The sequence below is a fragment of the Micromonospora sp. GCM10011542 genome (assembly GCF_042650685.1).
GTDB lineage: Bacteria > Actinomycetota > Actinomycetes > Mycobacteriales > Micromonosporaceae > Micromonospora.
The window spans coordinates 220098-235495 of record NZ_JBHSBO010000050.1; the positions used below are offsets into that span (position 1 = coordinate 220098).

A 15398-nucleotide genomic window follows, 5' to 3' on the forward strand; every position below is an offset into this window, starting at 1 on the left:
CCGAAGCCGGGCCGCCGCCGGAGCGTGGTCAGCCAGCCAGGCCGGCCACCGGGTCGGGGTCGAGCACCACCGTGGCGCTGCCCGTCTGCGGCGGCACACCCGGCTCGGTCGGCGCGTCGGTGTACTCCGCCACGAAGACCGCGCTGAGGTTGTCCGCCCCACCGTGGCCGCCGTCGACGAAGGTCGTGATGGTCCCGGAGCAGCCGGTCGCCGAGGAGAGCGGGTGGCCGTGCTGGTCGTGGCCGAGCACGTAGGTGACCCGCACCCGGGAGCAGTCCACCGGCAGGTCGTCGGTGACCTTCACCTGGTACGCGACCGTCTGCCCGAACTCGAAGGGCTGCCCGGCCACCGGGGTGACGAACTCGACGATCGGCGCGCGCGGCCCGATCAGCAGCGGCAGGGTGGCCGCGGCGGAGCGCCCGGTGCGGTCGGTGACCTTCACCGTCGGGTTGTACGAGCCGTTCGCCCGGTACGTCCAGGTCGGGTTGGGATCGGTGGAGTCGACCGAGCCGTCGGCGTCGAAGTCCCACGCGTAGCGCAGCCGGTCACCGTCCGGGTCGACCGTGCCAGCGCTGGAGAACCGGACCGTCAGGGGCGCCTGCCCGGCGGTCGGGTCCGCGCTGATCTTCGGGATCGGCGTCCGGTTGCCTCGTACGAAGTCGATCCGGGAGAGCTGGGCGTCGGGGTTCTCGGCGAAGTAGCCGTCGCCGTACTCGAGCACGTACAGCACGCCGTCCGGGCCGAACTCCATGTCCATCGGGTTGTCCACGACCAGCGACGGCACCACCGGCCGGATGTCGTTGACGTCGCCGTCTTCGTCGAGGCGGAACTCCTTGATGTAGTCCCGGGTCCACTCGTAGAACAGCGGCACCCCGTCGTAGTAGGCCGGCCAGCGGGTACGCGACGTGCTCGTCCCGTCGTAGTCGTACGCCGGGCCGCCCATCGGGCCGATGCCGCCGCTGCCCAGCTGCGGGAACTCACCCGACGCCGCGGAGGGGTACCAAACCTCCGGCTGCTCGACCGGTGGCAGTATCCGCTTGCCGGTGTTGTGCGGTGAGTCGTTGACCGGGCGCTTGCAGTTGAACTTGGCGCCGGACTGGCCGGTGGCGAAGTCATAGTCGCGGTAGGCGATCGTCGGCGTCACGCAGTACGGCCAGCCGTAGTTCGCCGGCTTGTCGATGCGCATCCACCGACCGTGCCCGGCCGGCCCGCGCTCCGGGTTCGGGTTGGAGGCGTCCGGGGAGTAGTCGCCCAGGTACACGTCGTCGGTACGCCGGTCGACGGCGAACCGGAACGCGTTGCGCAGACCCATCGCGTAGATCTCCGGGCGGGTCTGCGCCGTACCGGGCTTGAACAGGTTGCCGGCCGGCGCCGTGTAACCACCGCCGGCCTTCACCTTGATCCGCAGCAGCTTGCCGCGCAGGTCGTTGGTGTTGGCCGAGGTGCGCTGGGCGTCGTACGCCGCGTTTCGGTCGGCCCGCTCGTCGATGGGGATGTAACCGTCGGAGGCGAACGGGTTGGTGTCGTCACCGGTCGACAGGTACAGGTTGCCCTTGCTGTCGAAGTCGATCTGGCCGCCGACGTGGCAGCAGATGCCCCGGTCGGTGGGCACGTCGATGATCTGCTGCTCGCTGGCGAGGTTCAGCCTCATCCCGTCCAGCTTGAACCGGGACAGCCGCAGCGCGCCCTTGAACCGCTGCCAGTCCGCCTCGGTGCCGGTCTCCGGCGCGTCCCCCTCGTTGACGCCGGGGGTCGCCGGGTCGTCCACCGGCGTGTTCATCGGCGGCGAGTAGTAGAGGTAGACCCACTTGTTCTGGGCGAAGTTCGGGTCGATCGCGACCCCCTGCAGCCCTTCCTCGTCGTGCTCGTAGACGGGGATGTCAGCGGCGAGGGTGTTGAGCCCGGTGCGCGGGTCGTGGATGCGGACCTCGCCGGTGCGGGAGGTGTGCAGCACCCGCAGGTCGGGCAGGACGGCGAGGCTCATCGGCTCGCCGGGATAGTCGTTCAGTGTCACCTTCTGGAAGCTGCTGTCGGGCGGCGCGGCCGGCGCGGGCGCGGCGGTCGCCGCCGCCGGTGGCGCGGCCAGGCCGGCGGTCACCAGCAGCAGGGCGGACAGCAGTGCGGTTCTGTTCATCAATGGTCCCCCGAGGTGTGGTGGTCAGTACCGGAGCGAGGCGAGTTAGTTGAAGCCGACCCGTGCGGTGTCCAGGGCGTCGGCCGGGGCGCGCGGCGCGGTGCCCGCGTCGTCGCGCTCCACGATGTACTCCTCGATGCCCGCCTCCCGCTCATGGGCGAAGATCCGGCCGAAGCCGATGACGCCGGTCCCGAGGTCGGCGAAGCCGCCCTCGACGTCGAGGTCCTTGACGTGCACCTGGCGGATCCGGCCGCGGTGGGCGCGGATCACGTCGACCGGGTCGTGCGCGCCCCGCCAGGCCCAGTACAGGTCGAGTTCGAAGTGGACCAGCCGGGGGTCGGTCTGCTCGGCGAGGATCTCGAAGCCGGTCGACCCGTCGGTCAGCGGCACGAACTCCAACTGGTGGTTGTGGTAGCCGAAGTCCAGCCCGGCCCGCTCGGCCAGTCGGCCGGCCCGGTTGAGGTCGCGGGCCAGGGCCCGGTAGACGGCGGGGTCCCGGATGGGCCGGCCGTCGGCGCCCCGACCGAAGTACGGGTGCACGATCTTCTGGCAGCCCACGACGTTCGCGTCGGCCAGGGCGCGTTCCCAGGCGGCGGCGTCGAACGGCTGCGGAATGCCGGTGTGCCCGGAGGTCGCCCGCAGCCCGGCCGCGTCCAGCGCGGCCCGGAACTGCGCGGCGGTACGCCCGACGAAGCCGGCGTGCTCCACCCGCCGGTAGCCGATCCGGCGCAGCTCGGCGAGTGTGCCGGTCAGGTCGGCGGCGAGCTGGTCGCGCAGCGTGTAGAGCTGGATGCTGATCCGGTCCACCGGCACCCGACGCCGGCCGGGGCGGTGTTCGGCCGGCGCGGCGCTGGCCGGGCCGCCGAGCACGCCGGTGGTGCCGACGGCGGCGGCGGAGACGGTCGCGGCGCGGAGCAGGCCGCGTCGGCTGACCGGCTCGGACGCCGGCGCCGGCTCCGGTCGGGTGGTCTGCTGATCCATGGTGGTGATCCCTTCCTGCCGGCCGTGAGGCAGCGGCGGTGGTCGGTCGACCGGCAGCCGTCGCCGGGCGCGCCGGACCGGCCGGAGCGTGCTCCGGCGGAACGGGGATCGGGCTTCGTCTCGAGGCCCAGAAGCTTCGCTGTTGCCGACAAAAGTCCGTCCCCGGGATGCGGCCGAGGGCGTCGGGGTTGCCCGGTTCGTCTCCCCACCCGCCGCCCGCCTCGGGGCGTGGTGGGCGGGCGATGCGGGCGGAAGCGGTGCGGCCGGGTCCGGACCGGACGATGCCGCTCGGTCGGCGCAGCGCCGGCCGTACCGGATCGGTCCACCCAGTCGGGGCCGGGTCGCGCCTTTTCCGCCAACCGGCGCAGCACCGGAAATTGCGCCGACAAATTGCGCAGCCGATTCTTTCGAATTGCGTGGACGACCTTGTCGAGGCGGCGAGAATGTGGCAGAGGGAAGCAGAAAACGGGGGGACTGAACATGACGTTGAGGCGGCGACTGACGCTGTTCGGAGTAACCATCGCGGCCGCACCACTGGTACTGGTCGGGTGTACCGCGCACAGCGATGCGGCGGACGGGCCGGGCAAGAAACACCACGTCTCGGCGCCGGAACTCACCGTGACGCCCGGCGACAAGACCCGCGACGTGCCGATCAGCGCGGAGGTCGGTACCGCGGTCAAGGGCGGTCGGATCACCGGCGTGCGGCTCACCGACGACAAGGGCGGCCAAGTCAAGGCGGAGCCCCGGGAGGACGGCTCGTCCTGGGTGCCGAGCACCCCGCTGCAACCGAAGCGGACCTACACCGCCGAGGTGACCGCGACCGGTGACTCGGGCGCCACGACCACCCGCACGACTACCTTCACCACCATGGCGAAGCCCAGCAAGCCGGCGATCACCAGTACCCTCTATTTCGTCGGCAACCGGACGTACGGCACCGCGATGCCGGTTACGGTGGCGTTCGACCCGGGAATTCCAAAAGAGGCCAGGGCGGATGTGCAGCGCCGGTTGTTCGTAAAGACGAATCCGCCTCAGCCGGGCACCTGGTCGTGGCTGGAGGACGGCACTCAGGTCTATTACCGGGCCCCCGATTTCTGGCGACCCGGCACCACGATCAGCGTCCGGGCCGCGCTGGAAGGCCTGCCGATCGGCAAGGACCGGGTCGGTGACGCGGAGCGGAAGGCGACCTCGACCATCGGCAAGCAGGTCGCACTGGAGATCGACAACGCCACCAAGCAGATGACGGTGCTGCGGGACGGTAAGCAGGTCCGCCGGATCCCGGTCAGCCTGGGCAAGCCGAGTACGCCGACCTCCAGCGGCAAGATGGTGATCATGGAGAAGCACGAGCGGACGACGTTCGACACGCGGGGTGAGCCGGACGGCGGCTACGTGGTCGACGTCGACGACGCGCAGCGCCTCACCTGGGGCGGTGAGTTCATCCACTCCGCCCCCTGGTCGGAGGGAGACCAGGGCAGCGCCAACGTCTCGCACGGCTGCACCAACGTCGCAGCCACGGCGGCGGACTGGCTGATGGGGGTGACCCAGGTCGGTGACCTGGTCACCGTCAAGGGCACGGAGGTGCCGCTGCAGCCCGGCAACGGATGGACCGCGTGGAACGTGAGCTGGGACGAATTCGCCCGGGGCAGCGCCCTGCCCGTGCCGTCCGGGCTCCGGCCGGCGCCGGCCGCTCCGCCGCACCCCGGGGCGGTGGCCGGCGGATCGCCCGCACCGGCGCCGTCGGTGACCGGCGGCTGAGCCGTACCGTCGAGGCCGGCCCACCGTCGACACGGTGGGCCGGCCCCGCGCGTCGCGGGCTCAGTCCAGCGTCACCCGTGCCACGCCCGGGCCAATCAGGCTGCCCAGCCAGAGCTGGTCGCCGTGCTGACGTACCCCGGTGATCATCCAGTACCGCCCGGCCGGGCCGTGCAGCGTCCGCAGGACCGTGCCCGCCCCGTCGACCAGCGCGACCAGGCCGTAGCGGCGCGGTTGCGGCTGCATGGCATCCGGCAGCAGCGCGGCCAACTGGCGCAGCCGCGGGTGCGGGAGCAACCGCTCGGCCACGGGCACCCGTGGGCTGGGCAGGGCGATCCAGTACGTCCCGTCGCCGACCGCGGAGAGATTGTCCGGATAGGCGGGCAGGTCGGCGAGGACGCGGACGGTACCGCTGGGCAGTTCGACGCGGAGCAATCGGTGGGTGGTGGTCTCCACGAGCATCAGCGCCGACTCGTCGGGGGTCAGGGCGACTCCGTTGGGAAAGTAGAGTCCGTCCGCGACCACCTCGGTGCGACCACTGCCGGGCAGATGGGCCAGCACCCGACCGTTGGGACGGTGCTCCAGCAGGTCCCGCTTCCAGTGCGAGACCGGGAACCGGTCCGACGAGTCGGTGAAGTAGATGGTGCCGTCCCGCGCCACCGTCGCGTTGTTGGCCAGGTGAACCGGCGGTGCGGTGCCGGTCAGCTCGCGTACCGTCCCGTCCGGGGTGACCCGCAGCAACCCCCGGTATGCGTCGCAGACCACCAGCGCGTCGCCGGACCGGTCCAGCTCGATGCCGAGTGGCCGGCCGCCGGTCTCGGCCAACAGCCGGGGCCGGGTGCCGGCGGGTGCGTCGGAGGGCCACCACCAGAGCCGGCCTTCCTCGTCACCACTGATCACCCGCCCGGCCGGGTCGACGAGCACGTCCTCCGGGCCGACGGCGCCCTCGGGCAGCGGCAGCAGATCGACCCGGTCGAGTCGCCGGTCGGTGGCGGCCCACGCTCCGGTGAGCGGGGGTGGGACGGTGGCCGGCTCGCGGACGGGTCGGATGAGCCGGGGCGGGCGGGATCGAGGGATCACCATCGGCCCATTCTCCACCGCCGATGTCGCACGCCCCGCCGGCACGCCGGACCGGATCCGCTGGCGCCCGTACCGGTCGGAGCGGGTGACGTCCCGGGGCTGCCCCTGAGGGGGATCCGGGTGTCCCCCGGGGCGTACCCGGATTCCCTCTTCCGAGGGGCGGAACTGTCGGGGGTGGGGGCTAGGTTCGTGGGCATGGGAGAGCGCAGCGACCGGCTCGACGTGCAGGTCGACGTCGGTGACCAGGTGGTCCAGGTGCGGGTGGCCGGCGAGGTCGACATCGCCACCGTGGCGGCGTTCCGGGCCGCGCTCTGGTCGGCGCCCGCCCGTCCGGTGCTGGCGCTGGACCTGTCCGAGCTGCGGCTGCTCTCCGCCGCCGGTGTGCGCGCGTTGCTCGCCGCGCACCTGCGCGTCCGCGCGCGGGGCGGCGAGTTGGTCCTGGTCGACCCGGCTCCGATGGTGGCCCGGGTGCTGCGTGCCACCGGGCTGCACCGCGTCATGCCCGTGCTGGAGTCCGGCCCGGGCGGCCGACTGCCGGCCCGCACCGGGTCGGTGCGGGTCCCCGCCCCGAGCCGTGCCACCGTGCCACCGGCGGTCCGACCGCCGGTGTTCCGTCGGGCCGCACCGCGTCCACCACTGGTGGCTGCCTGACCCGCGCCGGGTTCCACCGCTGGTGGCCGTCTGACCCGCGCCGGCCCACTCGCGCTCCCGCCTACGTGCGCCACCTGCGCCCCCACCCACCTGCGCTTCCGCTCAGCGGGGCGGAGTGGTCAGGGTCCGGTCCGTGCGATGCGGCGCGTCGGGGTGCGCAACGTTCCGGGGAGTTGCGGTGACCGGAGCGCTGGAGGCGGCAACTTCTCCATCAACTCGTGCGCGGAGCCCGACTCGGGCGCCCGACGCTCCCGTCGGCCGGGCGCGTTGCGGCGGAACGCGAACCGCCGTTTCGGAAGGGCCGACCTGAATGGTGCGCCTACGACATCGGCCGCCCTGATCCGGGCATACCGGGGCGCATCGCCCTCGAAGGCCATCGCGGCACCGCGTGATCCACTCGGGTTCCTGCATATCGGGGTGTCAGTGGCGACTGAACACCCCGACATCAAGGAAGTCGAGTGGATCATGCAGCGCCAGCCGTTCGGCGACCGCCGGCTTCGTCTGGCGGACACTGCTCGAATTGGCGCCGGGCGCTCGGGCTGGGCTGCCTGGCGCGGCGGGCGCTCAGGCTGGGGTGCCTGGGCCGCAGGGCGCTCGCCCTGGGTGCGGCGGCCGCTCGGGCTGGGGTGCCTGGGCCGCCGGGCGCTCGCCCTGGGTGCCTGGCGCGGCGGCCGCTCGAGCTGAATGCCTGGGCCGGCGGGCGCTCGGGCTGGATGCCTGGGCCGGCCGGGTGCTCGGGCTGGGGGGTCTGGGCTGGGGTGTCTGGGCTGGCCGGCGTTTCGGGGCCGGGTGCCTGGGCCGGCGGCGGATCGGGACCTGGCGAGGCTGGGGGCCGGTGCGCCGGGGCCGCCGGTGTGGGCGACCCCGGACGCCACGGCTCAGCGCACGCCGAGCAGGTCCACCACGAAGACCAGCGTCTCGCCCGGCTTGATGACGCCGCCCGCGCCCCGCTCGCCGTAGCCCAGGTGCGGCGGGATGGTGAGGCGGCGCCGACCGCCCACCCGCATGCCGACCACGCCCTGGTCCCAGCCGGCGATGACCTGGCCGCCGCCGAGCGGGAAGTCGAACGCCTCGTTGCGGTTCCAGGACGAGTCGAACTCGCGGCCGGTGGAGTGCGAGACGCCGACGTAGTGCACGCTGGCCAGCTGACCCGGCTGGGCCTCCGGGCCCTCGCCCACGGTGATGTCCTCGATCACGAGGTCGGCCGGCGGTGCACCCTCGATCGGACCCACCTCGGGCTTGCCCGATTGGGCGCCTGCTGCCTGGTTCATGCGGGGATCTCCTGCCGTACTGGGTGATGTGTCCGGTCACCTCGATCCTGCCGGATCGCACCCGGCCGATGTGCGGCGGTCCCGCGACCCGCCGTTGCGTACCGGCCAGGTCCCCACCGGCGGGCTCCGGCCGCCAGGGTCGGCGGGCGTCGCCGGCGAGCTTCCGCACACGAATCGGCGGGCGTCACCGGTGGTGGTGACGCCCGCCGAGGCGTGGTGCTGCTGCGGTCACCGCAGCCAGGGCAGCCGCCGGACGATCGGCAGCCGGGCCCAGGCCCGCCCGAGGCCCCAGGTGTCGCCGGCGTGGACCAGCGCCAGGACCGCCAGGATCGCGGCGTAGATGAGGTGGTCGTCCATGAAGGGGTTGTTCTCCGGAGGGAGCACGGCGGTCCACATCATCACCAGCAGCAGCCCACCGGCGACGGCGGCGACCCGCATGCCGATGCCGAGCAGCAGGGCGATGCCGATACCGGCCAGCCCGGCCATGAACAGCCAGTCCGCCCAGGCCGCCCCGGCGATCCCGGTGTAGAAGCCCTTGAACGGGCCGGCGGCGCCGAACGTGAGGAAACCCTTGGTGGGGCTGCCCCCGTCGAGCCAGGCGTTCTTCGCCTCGGTGCCCATACCGAGCCCGAACAGCTTGTCGAGGAACGCCCAGAGGAAGATCCAGCCGAGCGCCAGTCGGATGCCGGCCAGGATGTACCGGACAGCGCGCTCCCGGGTGGTGCCGGGCGTCGCCGCGGTGGTGACGGTGTCGGCGGTGGGGTTCCGCTCGATTGTCGCGGCCATGGTGTCCACGTCCCTTCTCTGTCTCGCACCGCGCTTCCCGGTGGCATCTCCATTGGACGTCCCGGGACGGGCCCGGCGGCAGGGCCGACCGGACCGCACCAGCCCGGGACCTTGGACCCCTTCCGGCCCGGTCCGGCGACCCTGACCCCGGCCGTCGGGCGTCCGTAGCGTCCGAGGTGGACGAGGAGAGAGAGGTCGTGATGAGGACCTGGCAGGTGGGTGACGTGATGACCCGGGACGTCGCGACCGTGGAGGAGCGGACCCCGTACCGGGAGATCGTGGACGTGTTGCTGCGGCGCGGCGTGAGCGCGGTGCCGGTGGTCGACGGGTTCCGCCGGGTGCTGGGCGTGGTGTCCGAGGCGGACCTGCTGCACAAGATCGAGTCGGCCGGCGAGCCGGAGCAGCGGCGGATCTTCGAGAGCCGCCGGCGGCGGGGCGCGCGCGGCAAGGCCGAGGCGCTGCTGGCCCGGGACCTGATGACCGCGCCACCGGTCACCACGTACCCGCAGGCGACGCTGCCGGCCGCCGCCCGGCTACTGAACCGGGAGCAGGTCAAGCGGCTGCCGGTGCTGGACGATCTCGGCCGGCTGGTCGGCATCGTCAATCGCGGCGACCTGCTACGGGTGCACCTGCGCTCGGACGCCGAGATCCGCGAGGACATCGTGCAGGAGGTGCTGCGCCGGGTGCTGGCCGTACGCGACGGGCTGGTCACCGTCCAGGTCCGTGACGGCGAGGTCACGCTGGCCGGCCGGTTGGACCGCCGCTCGGCCGTCGACCTCGCCGGCCGGCTCGCGGCCCAGGTGAGCGGCGTCGTGCTGGTGTCCAACGCGATCGAGTACGAGGCCGACGACACCGTGCCCGACCCCGCGCAGGTGATGCCGGTCGCCTGAGCGGCCCGTTGGCCGGCCCGTCGACTTCGGCGGAGCGCCGCCGCCGGATCCGTCGCTCGCCTAGGCTCGGGAGCGACTCCGCACAGGCGGCGCGACGCCCGGTCGGCGGGCGACCCGGACCGCCGGACCGGCCGTCGGGCGACGCGTGCCGTCGGTCCGCCGGGGCGGCCGGGCCGGGTGGCGGGGCGGAGCCGCCGCAACAGTGGTCGATGCGGGGGGCGCCGAGTGGGCGGGGCGACGGTCGCGGTGCCGCTGTGGGCCTGGGCGGCGGTCGGCGCGCTGATCACCGTGATGCTCGCGGTGGACGTGCTCTCCCATCGGGACAACCACGTCATCGAACTGCGCGAGGCACTGATCTGGAGCGGCGTCTGGATCACCGCCGGGTTGCTGTTCGGGCTGGTCGTCTGGCTGCTGCTCGGGGGCGAGCCGGCGATCGCCTACTACTCCGGGTACCTGCTGGAGAAGGCCCTGTCGGTCGACAACGTCTTCGTCTTCGCCCTGCTCTTCGGCTACTTCCAGGTGCCCTCGCGCCTCCAGCACAAGGTGCTGTTCTGGGGGGTCGTGGGAGCGCTGCTGTTCCGGCTGCTGTTCATCTTCGCCGGCGCCGAGCTGCTCGACCGGCTCGCCTGGGCCGGGTTCGTGCTCGGCGGCTTCCTGATCTGGACCGGCTGGCGGCTGGCCGTGCGGGGCGAGCCGGACGTCGACCCGGAGCGCAATCCGGTGGTTCGGCTGTTCCGGCGTGCGGTGCCCACCGAAGCCCGGTACCACGGTGACCGGTTCACGGTGCGCGTCGCCGGCCGCCGCCGTGCCACGCTGCTGCTGGTGGCGCTGGTCGCCATCGAGGCCACCGACGTGATCTTCGCCATCGACTCGGTGGCCGCGATCCTGGCCATCACCACGAACACGTTCCTGGTCTGGACGGCCACCGCGTTCGCCGTGCTGGGGCTGCGCAGCCTCTACTTCTGCCTCGCCGGCCTGCTGCGGCACTTCGGGTATCTGCGGTACGGGCTGGCCCTGCTGCTGGCGTTCGCCGGGGCGAAGCTGATCCTGGCCGAGACGCCGGTGGGGAAGCTGCCGGTCTGGCTGACCCTGGCGGTGGTGGTGCTGACCCTGGCCGTCTCCATCATGTGGAGCGCTTTGGCCGCCCGCCGCGCCCGCGCCGCCGCCCGCCGCCCCGGCGGCTGACCGCCGCGCCCATGCCGCGGCCCGCCGCGCCGCCGCCGGCCGGCGGGTGGCGGTCAGTCGGCGAGGACCGGCCGGGCCAACTGCTCGGCGAGCAGCGCGGGCGCCTCGGCCAGCGACGGGCCGTACCAGGTCAGGTGCCGACCGGAGATCAGCGCGCAGGGTACGCCGGGGAACGCCTCCGGCCCGTCCTCGGTGGTGAACCGGTACGGCTCGTCGGGCAGCACCACGAGGTCCGGCTCGCGCCCGCGCAGCTCGTCGAGCGTCGGCCGGGGATACCGCTCGGTGTCGTCGTCGTAGAGGTTGACCACGCCCAGCCGGCGCAGCACGTCCTCGGCGAAGGTGTCCGCGCCGAGGACCACCCACGGGCGGCGCCAGACCGGCACCACCGCCCGGCGTTCGGTGGCCGGCCGGGGCGGATCGGCCCACGCCCGCCGGGCCGCCCGCAGCCAGTCCGGCTCGCCCGGTGCGCCGAGCTCGCCGAGCAGATCGGCCAGCTCGGTCAGCGCGCCGGACACGGTACGCGGATAGGTGACCCGGACCGGTACGCCGGCGGCCCGGAGCGCGTCGGCGTCGGCCAGCCGGTTCTCCTCCTCGTTCAGCAGCACCAGGTCCGGCCGGAGCGCGCGTACCCGGTCCAGGTCGGGGTACTTGCTGCCGCCGACCCGGGCCACGTCCAGCCCGTCGGGGTGGCTGCACCAGTCGGTCGCGCCGACCAGCACCCCGGGCAGCGTCAGCGCCACCGCCTCGGTCAACGACGGCACCAGCGACACCACCCGCACCGTCGTACCTCCGCCCGCCGTCGCCGCTCGCGTACCGATCATGCCCGGTCAGCCGGAGCGCGGCGGGTTCAGGGCCGGGCCGGCGCGATCCGAGCGGTCACGTCGAGATGGGCCGGCTCGCATCCGGCGGTCGCCGCGAACCGTCGCACCGCCGCATCGACGTGTGCCCGGGCGTCGGCCGCGCGGGCGTCGGCGGTGAGGTCCATCCGGATCCACACGTCCGGGTGGGGTGGGGCGCCGGTGAGCACCACCCGGGCCAGGCGGACGCCGGGGGCGGCGGCCAGGTCCCGCTCCAGCGCCCGGGCCAGCACGTCGACGGCCATCCGGGTACGGCCGGCCCGCCGCCCGGGCCGGCTCAGCGTGCCGCGCAGCGTACGGGCCGACCCGCGCAGTTCCCGGTCGAGCAGGCGCTGCCCGGCAAGGGCGAGCAGCGCGCCGGTGACCGCCGCGGCCAGGCCGCTCCACGGCGCCGCCAGGCGCCAGCCGTCCAGCAGCGCGGTGCCGAGCAACGCCGCCGTGGGCTCGACGCCCGGAAGCTCGCCGAGGCTGGCCGCGAGTGTCACCGCGCCGCAGGCCACCAGCAGCAGCGCGACGACGGTCCAGAGCACCCGGTGGGCGGCGTTGGTCATGCGGCCCGCCGGCGGGGTAGCAGTCGTACCTCGATCCGCCCGGACCCGGGAGCGGCGAGCCGGTGCAGCTCCTGGTGCACCGCGAACTCGACCTCCGGGCGGGCTGCGGGGTCGCCGCTGGCCCGTACCCGGGGCCGCCACTCGGCGCCGCGCCGGCGGAGCCGGACGGTGGCCCGGCGGACGCCCGGCACGGCGGTCGCCGCGTCCGCCAGCCGGCGTTCCACGCTGCGGCGGTGCAGGTGCCAGCCGTCGCGCTCGTCGGTCCGGAGCCGGACCGGCGTCCACCGGCGCAGCTGTGCCAGCAGGATGGCGAGGCCGAGCAGCACGGTGGCGGTGGCCGCGGTCCGGACCGCCGGGTCGCTGAGCCGGGTGGTGGTCAGCGTGTCGTACCAGCCGGTCCGCTCCAGCAGCAGTGCCGGGCCGCCGAGCGTGGCCAGCAGTGCCTCCGTGGCCACCAGCGTGCCGCCGGCGAGCAGGGCGGCGGCGAGCACCAGCGAGGCGACCCGGTTGACGGTGCGCATCTCAGTCTCCGGCCCGTTGGTCGCTGTCCCGGCCGGTCACCTCGGCACCGGGTCCACGCCCGGCACGAGCACGTCGACCACCGTGACGGTGACCACCGCGACGGCCAGCCCGGTCGCGGCGGCCACCCGGCCGGCCACCGCCGCCCGGACCGCCTCGGCGACGGCCGGCACGCTGCGGCCGTACCGGGTGACCAGGCGCAGGTCGATGCCCACCGCGCGGTCGCCCAGCCGGACGGTCACCGGCTGCGCGTCGTGTACACCCCGTACCGCGCCGGCCGCCTCGGCCGCGATCCGCCCGACGCGCTGCTCGAGCGTGTCCGCGCCGGGGCGCTGGGCACCGGCGCCGCGGTGGCCGGCCGCGCCCGGGCCGGGGCGGGAGGTCATCGGCGGCGGAACGACTCGGACCGGTCGCCGAGGCCGGTCACCGTGAGGTCGCCGTCGAGCACCCGGACGATCAGCCAGCCGAGCAGCCCGAAGAGCGCGGCCAGGGCGGTCGCGCCGACGCCGGCGAGTGCCCAGAGGGCCACCCCGAGGAAACCGACGAGGAAGCCGAACTGCGGTCGCGACATGGTCACCTCCCGGCCGGTCCGCTACCGGCGACGCCGCTGGATACACCCAACGGGGACACCTGGAACCCCGGCGCGGGTGTGATCCAGGTCACAAGGAGGGGTTAGCCGCTGGTGCCGATCGGCGCCCCTTGACACGCTTCTACAACGTTGTAATGCTCGGTTCCGTACCGTCGAGGAGGTCCCCGATGCAAGTTCACCCCGCCCCGCCGGCGTCCGCCGCCAGTTCCGCGTCCGTCGGCGACGACGAGGTGCCGGTGGAGGCGCTCGGCGACCTCTACCGCGACGGCATCACGGCCTGCCGGGGCGCCTTCGACCCGGCCTGGGTCGAGCAGGTCGGCGCCGACGTGGCCGCCGCGTTCGACGAGGCGCGCTCGCGTCCCGACGGCGCCGTGGGGCGCGGCCCGCAGCGGTGGTACGTGGAGATCCACCCCGAGCAGCTGCGCGGCTTCGTCGACCTGGTCACCCACCCGTGGGTGGTGTCGGTCTGCCGGGCCGTGCTCGGCCCGGAGTACGAGATCGTCGAGCTGGGCTTCGACATCCCCTTCCCCGGGGCGGCGATGCAGCCCTGGCACCGGGACTTCCCGATGCCGGAGGACACCCGCCGCCAGCGCCGGCTCACCTCGCTGGCGTTCAACCTGACCACCGTGGACACGGTGGAGGAGATGGGGCCGTTCGAGATCGCCCCGGGCACCCAGTGGGACGACGGCACCGACTTCGACCACGAGATGTTCCCGCCCCGGGAGCGTTACCCGCGCTACCAGCAGCGGGCGGTGCGTAAGTACCCGAAGCGCGGGGACATCTCCGCCCGGTCGGCGCTGACCATCCACCGCGGCACCCCGAACGTCTCCCAGTCGGCCCGCCCGGTGCTGGTGCTGGGCGTGGACGCGCCCGGCGCGGGCAACGCCGCCCACCACGACATGGCCGTCACCCGGGGCTACTGGGAGCGCCTGCCCGAGCTGGTCCGGGCGCACCTGCGCTGCCCGGTGGTCGACCGGCTGGAGCCGATCCGGCAGAAGCACACCATCGAGGGCCTGGTGATGGGCGCTGCGGAGTAGCCCTCGGCTCAGCCGATGCCGGCCGGCTCCGGGGCCACGGTGGCCAGCGGTACGCCCTGCTCCACGGCCCAGGCCAGCGCGTGCCGGACGTCGGCCACCGGCAGCGGTCGGCGGGCGGTCACCGCGACCGCGGCGTGCACGTCGAACGCGACGAAGGGGTACGAACGAGCCAGGCCGGCGACGCCCTCCCGGACCCGGTCGGCGACCTCGATGGCCTGGTCCTCGGTCAGCGACGGCAACACCAGCAGGTAGTCGTGCTCGGTCAACCGCACCGCCCGGTCGCTCGGCCGCAACGGCGCGGTGAGCGCGCCCAGCACCGCCTGCCCCTCCCGGGCGGCGCTGCGCCGGCCGAACCGCTCCGGCGCGCCGGCCGGCTCGCTCACCCGCACCGCGACCACCGCCACCGGCAGCGTCCCCGACGCGGTGACGCCGTCCACGCCGGTCCAGCGGCGCATCGCCGCGTCGTCGAGCAGGGCCGCCGGCTGCGCCGGGGCGGCGGCGGGCCGGTGCCCGCCGTCGAGCCTGCTCCGGGCCCGCTCCGCGCGCTGGGCGAGCAGCCGGATCGCCGCCTCGCCGCGTGCCTCACCGGGCGTCGCCGGCAGGTCACGGACCCGGCCCAGCACGTCGTCGAGCGCCAGCAGGGCGGCCTGGGGCAGCCGATCACCGAGTTGCCCGCGCAGCCGCACCGCCTCGTGCAGCGCGTCGTCCCGCCGGAAGCTCCACCCTCCGTCGAAGAGCCGGCCCGCCTCCAACGTCGCCGCCGTCGGCTCCACCTCCATCCGGTCGTGCGCGACCAGCGCCGCGCCGAACCGCGGGGTGAGCACCAGCACCGACCACTCGCGGGCCAGCGGTTCCGCCTCGTCCAGCAGCACGCCGTACGCCCCGTCGGGTAGCGCCGGCGGGGTGGGCCCGACCAGCCCGATCACGGTGACCGCCGCCGTCGCCGCGATGCGCTCATACAGCGCGCGTTCCCGCTCGAAGTACGGCATCCGCTGGAACAGCGCCACGGCCACCACGGGGCCGTCCTCGGCGGTGGCCAGAGCCGCCCGCTCGATCGCGTGCGAGACGGAGACGAGGCTGCGCTTGGTCAGCCGCTCTTGAACGCACTGTGCAGCACC

16 protein-coding genes are annotated in these 15398 nt (G+C 74.1%); 5 read left to right on the forward strand and 11 right to left on the reverse strand.

The window, feature by feature from the left end; translation table 11 throughout:
- Positions 1-28: 28 nt before the first annotated feature.
- Both ACFOW4_RS19380 and ACFOW4_RS19385 read right to left on the reverse strand, forming a co-directional pair.
- Positions 29-2134 (reverse strand): PQQ-dependent sugar dehydrogenase, encoded by a 2106-nt coding sequence (locus ACFOW4_RS19380; protein WP_377529643.1) that lies wholly within the window; start codon positions 2132-2134, stop codon positions 29-31.
- Between the two features lie 45 nt (positions 2135-2179).
- Entirely contained in the window at positions 2180-3115 is a 936-nt protein-coding gene (locus ACFOW4_RS19385; RefSeq protein ID WP_377529646.1) for a TIM barrel protein, read from the reverse strand.
- A 480-nt stretch (positions 3116-3595) separates the two neighbouring features.
- Between ACFOW4_RS19385 and ACFOW4_RS19390 the strand changes: the two genes are divergently transcribed.
- Positions 3596-4867, forward strand: coding sequence for an Ig-like domain-containing protein (locus ACFOW4_RS19390; protein ID WP_377529649.1), 1272 nt, complete (start codon positions 3596-3598; stop codon positions 4865-4867).
- A gap of 60 nt (positions 4868-4927) precedes the next feature.
- On the opposite strand, the gene ACFOW4_RS19395 is transcribed toward ACFOW4_RS19390, so the two are convergent.
- On the reverse strand, positions 4928-5947 hold the full coding sequence (locus ACFOW4_RS19395; protein ID WP_377529652.1) for an SMP-30/gluconolactonase/LRE family protein: 1020 nt from the start codon (positions 5945-5947) through the stop codon (positions 4928-4930).
- A 192-nt stretch (positions 5948-6139) separates the two neighbouring features.
- On the opposite strand from ACFOW4_RS19395, the gene ACFOW4_RS19400 reads away from it, so the two are divergent.
- Complete coding sequence (locus ACFOW4_RS19400; protein WP_377529655.1) at positions 6140-6595, forward strand: STAS domain-containing protein; 456 nt, start codon at positions 6140-6142, stop codon at positions 6593-6595.
- 878 nt (positions 6596-7473) lie between these two features.
- Here ACFOW4_RS19400 and ACFOW4_RS19405 read toward each other — a convergent pair.
- Positions 7474-7866, reverse strand: coding sequence for an FKBP-type peptidyl-prolyl cis-trans isomerase (locus tag ACFOW4_RS19405; protein WP_377529657.1), 393 nt, complete (start codon positions 7864-7866; stop codon positions 7474-7476).
- A 228-nt stretch (positions 7867-8094) separates the two neighbouring features.
- Positions 8095-8661 (reverse strand): hypothetical protein, encoded by a 567-nt coding sequence (locus ACFOW4_RS19410; RefSeq protein WP_377529659.1) that lies wholly within the window; start codon positions 8659-8661, stop codon positions 8095-8097.
- Between the two features lie 167 nt (positions 8662-8828).
- On the opposite strand from ACFOW4_RS19410, the gene ACFOW4_RS19415 reads away from it, so the two are divergent.
- Positions 8829-9542, forward strand: a complete 714-nt coding sequence (locus tag ACFOW4_RS19415; protein ID WP_377529662.1) for a CBS domain-containing protein — start codon at positions 8829-8831, stop codon at positions 9540-9542.
- A 225-nt stretch (positions 9543-9767) separates the two neighbouring features.
- Positions 9768-10727, forward strand: coding sequence for a TerC/Alx family metal homeostasis membrane protein (locus ACFOW4_RS19420; protein ID WP_377529665.1), 960 nt, complete (start codon positions 9768-9770; stop codon positions 10725-10727).
- 53 nt (positions 10728-10780) lie between these two features.
- Here ACFOW4_RS19420 and ACFOW4_RS19425 read toward each other — a convergent pair whose 3' ends face one another.
- The 5 genes from ACFOW4_RS19425 to ACFOW4_RS19445 form a co-directional block, all read right to left on the reverse strand.
- Positions 10781-11506, reverse strand: a complete 726-nt coding sequence (locus ACFOW4_RS19425; protein ID WP_377529741.1) for a helical backbone metal receptor — start codon at positions 11504-11506, stop codon at positions 10781-10783.
- A 68-nt stretch (positions 11507-11574) separates the two neighbouring features.
- Entirely contained in the window at positions 11575-12135 is a 561-nt protein-coding gene (locus ACFOW4_RS19430) for a hypothetical protein (RefSeq protein WP_377529667.1), read from the reverse strand.
- The gene (locus ACFOW4_RS19435; RefSeq protein WP_377529670.1) at positions 12132-12656 is read right to left on the reverse strand and encodes a DUF6286 domain-containing protein; all 525 of its coding nucleotides are present in this window, start codon (positions 12654-12656) and stop codon (positions 12132-12134) included. The genes ACFOW4_RS19430 and ACFOW4_RS19435 overlap by 4 nt, the downstream gene beginning before the upstream one ends.
- A 36-nt stretch (positions 12657-12692) precedes the next feature.
- Positions 12693-13040 (reverse strand): Asp23/Gls24 family envelope stress response protein, encoded by a 348-nt coding sequence (locus tag ACFOW4_RS19440; protein ID WP_377529673.1) that lies wholly within the window; start codon positions 13038-13040, stop codon positions 12693-12695.
- On the reverse strand, positions 13037-13225 hold the full coding sequence (locus ACFOW4_RS19445) for a hypothetical protein (RefSeq protein ID WP_377529676.1): 189 nt from the start codon (positions 13223-13225) through the stop codon (positions 13037-13039). Before ACFOW4_RS19445 ends, ACFOW4_RS19440 begins: the two co-directional genes overlap by 4 nt.
- Positions 13226-13410: 185 nt before the next feature.
- Between ACFOW4_RS19445 and ACFOW4_RS19450 the strand changes: the two genes are divergently transcribed.
- The gene (locus ACFOW4_RS19450) at positions 13411-14280 is read left to right on the forward strand and encodes a phytanoyl-CoA dioxygenase family protein (protein ID WP_377529679.1); all 870 of its coding nucleotides are present in this window, start codon (positions 13411-13413) and stop codon (positions 14278-14280) included.
- A gap of 8 nt (positions 14281-14288) precedes the next feature.
- Here ACFOW4_RS19450 and ACFOW4_RS19455 read toward each other — a convergent pair whose 3' ends face one another.
- Complete coding sequence (locus ACFOW4_RS19455) at positions 14289-15371, reverse strand: DICT sensory domain-containing protein (RefSeq protein ID WP_377529742.1); 1083 nt, start codon at positions 15369-15371, stop codon at positions 14289-14291.
- Positions 15372-15398 lie beyond the last annotated feature (27 nt).

Coding starts and splice junctions, on each gene's coding strand:
- ACFOW4_RS19380 (WP_377529643.1), bottom strand. CDS start 2,134: ATGAACAGAACCGCACTGCTGTCCGCCCTGCTGCTGGTGACCGCCGGC.
- ACFOW4_RS19385 (WP_377529646.1), bottom strand. CDS start 3,115: ATGGATCAGCAGACCACCCGACCGGAGCCGGCGCCGGCGTCCGAGCCG.
- ACFOW4_RS19390 (WP_377529649.1), top strand. CDS start 3,596: ATGACGTTGAGGCGGCGACTGACGCTGTTCGGAGTAACCATCGCGGCC.
- ACFOW4_RS19395 (WP_377529652.1), bottom strand. CDS start 5,947: ATGGTGATCCCTCGATCCCGCCCGCCCCGGCTCATCCGACCCGTCCGC.
- ACFOW4_RS19400 (WP_377529655.1), top strand. CDS start 6,140: ATGGGAGAGCGCAGCGACCGGCTCGACGTGCAGGTCGACGTCGGTGAC.
- ACFOW4_RS19405 (WP_377529657.1), bottom strand. CDS start 7,866: ATGAACCAGGCAGCAGGCGCCCAATCGGGCAAGCCCGAGGTGGGTCCG.
- ACFOW4_RS19430 (WP_377529667.1), bottom strand. CDS start 12,135: ATGACCAACGCCGCCCACCGGGTGCTCTGGACCGTCGTCGCGCTGCTG.
- ACFOW4_RS19435 (WP_377529670.1), bottom strand. CDS start 12,656: ATGCGCACCGTCAACCGGGTCGCCTCGCTGGTGCTCGCCGCCGCCCTG.
- ACFOW4_RS19440 (WP_377529673.1), bottom strand. CDS start 13,040: ATGACCTCCCGCCCCGGCCCGGGCGCGGCCGGCCACCGCGGCGCCGGT.
- ACFOW4_RS19445 (WP_377529676.1), bottom strand. CDS start 13,225: ATGTCGCGACCGCAGTTCGGCTTCCTCGTCGGTTTCCTCGGGGTGGCC.
- ACFOW4_RS19450 (WP_377529679.1), top strand. CDS start 13,411: ATGCAAGTTCACCCCGCCCCGCCGGCGTCCGCCGCCAGTTCCGCGTCC.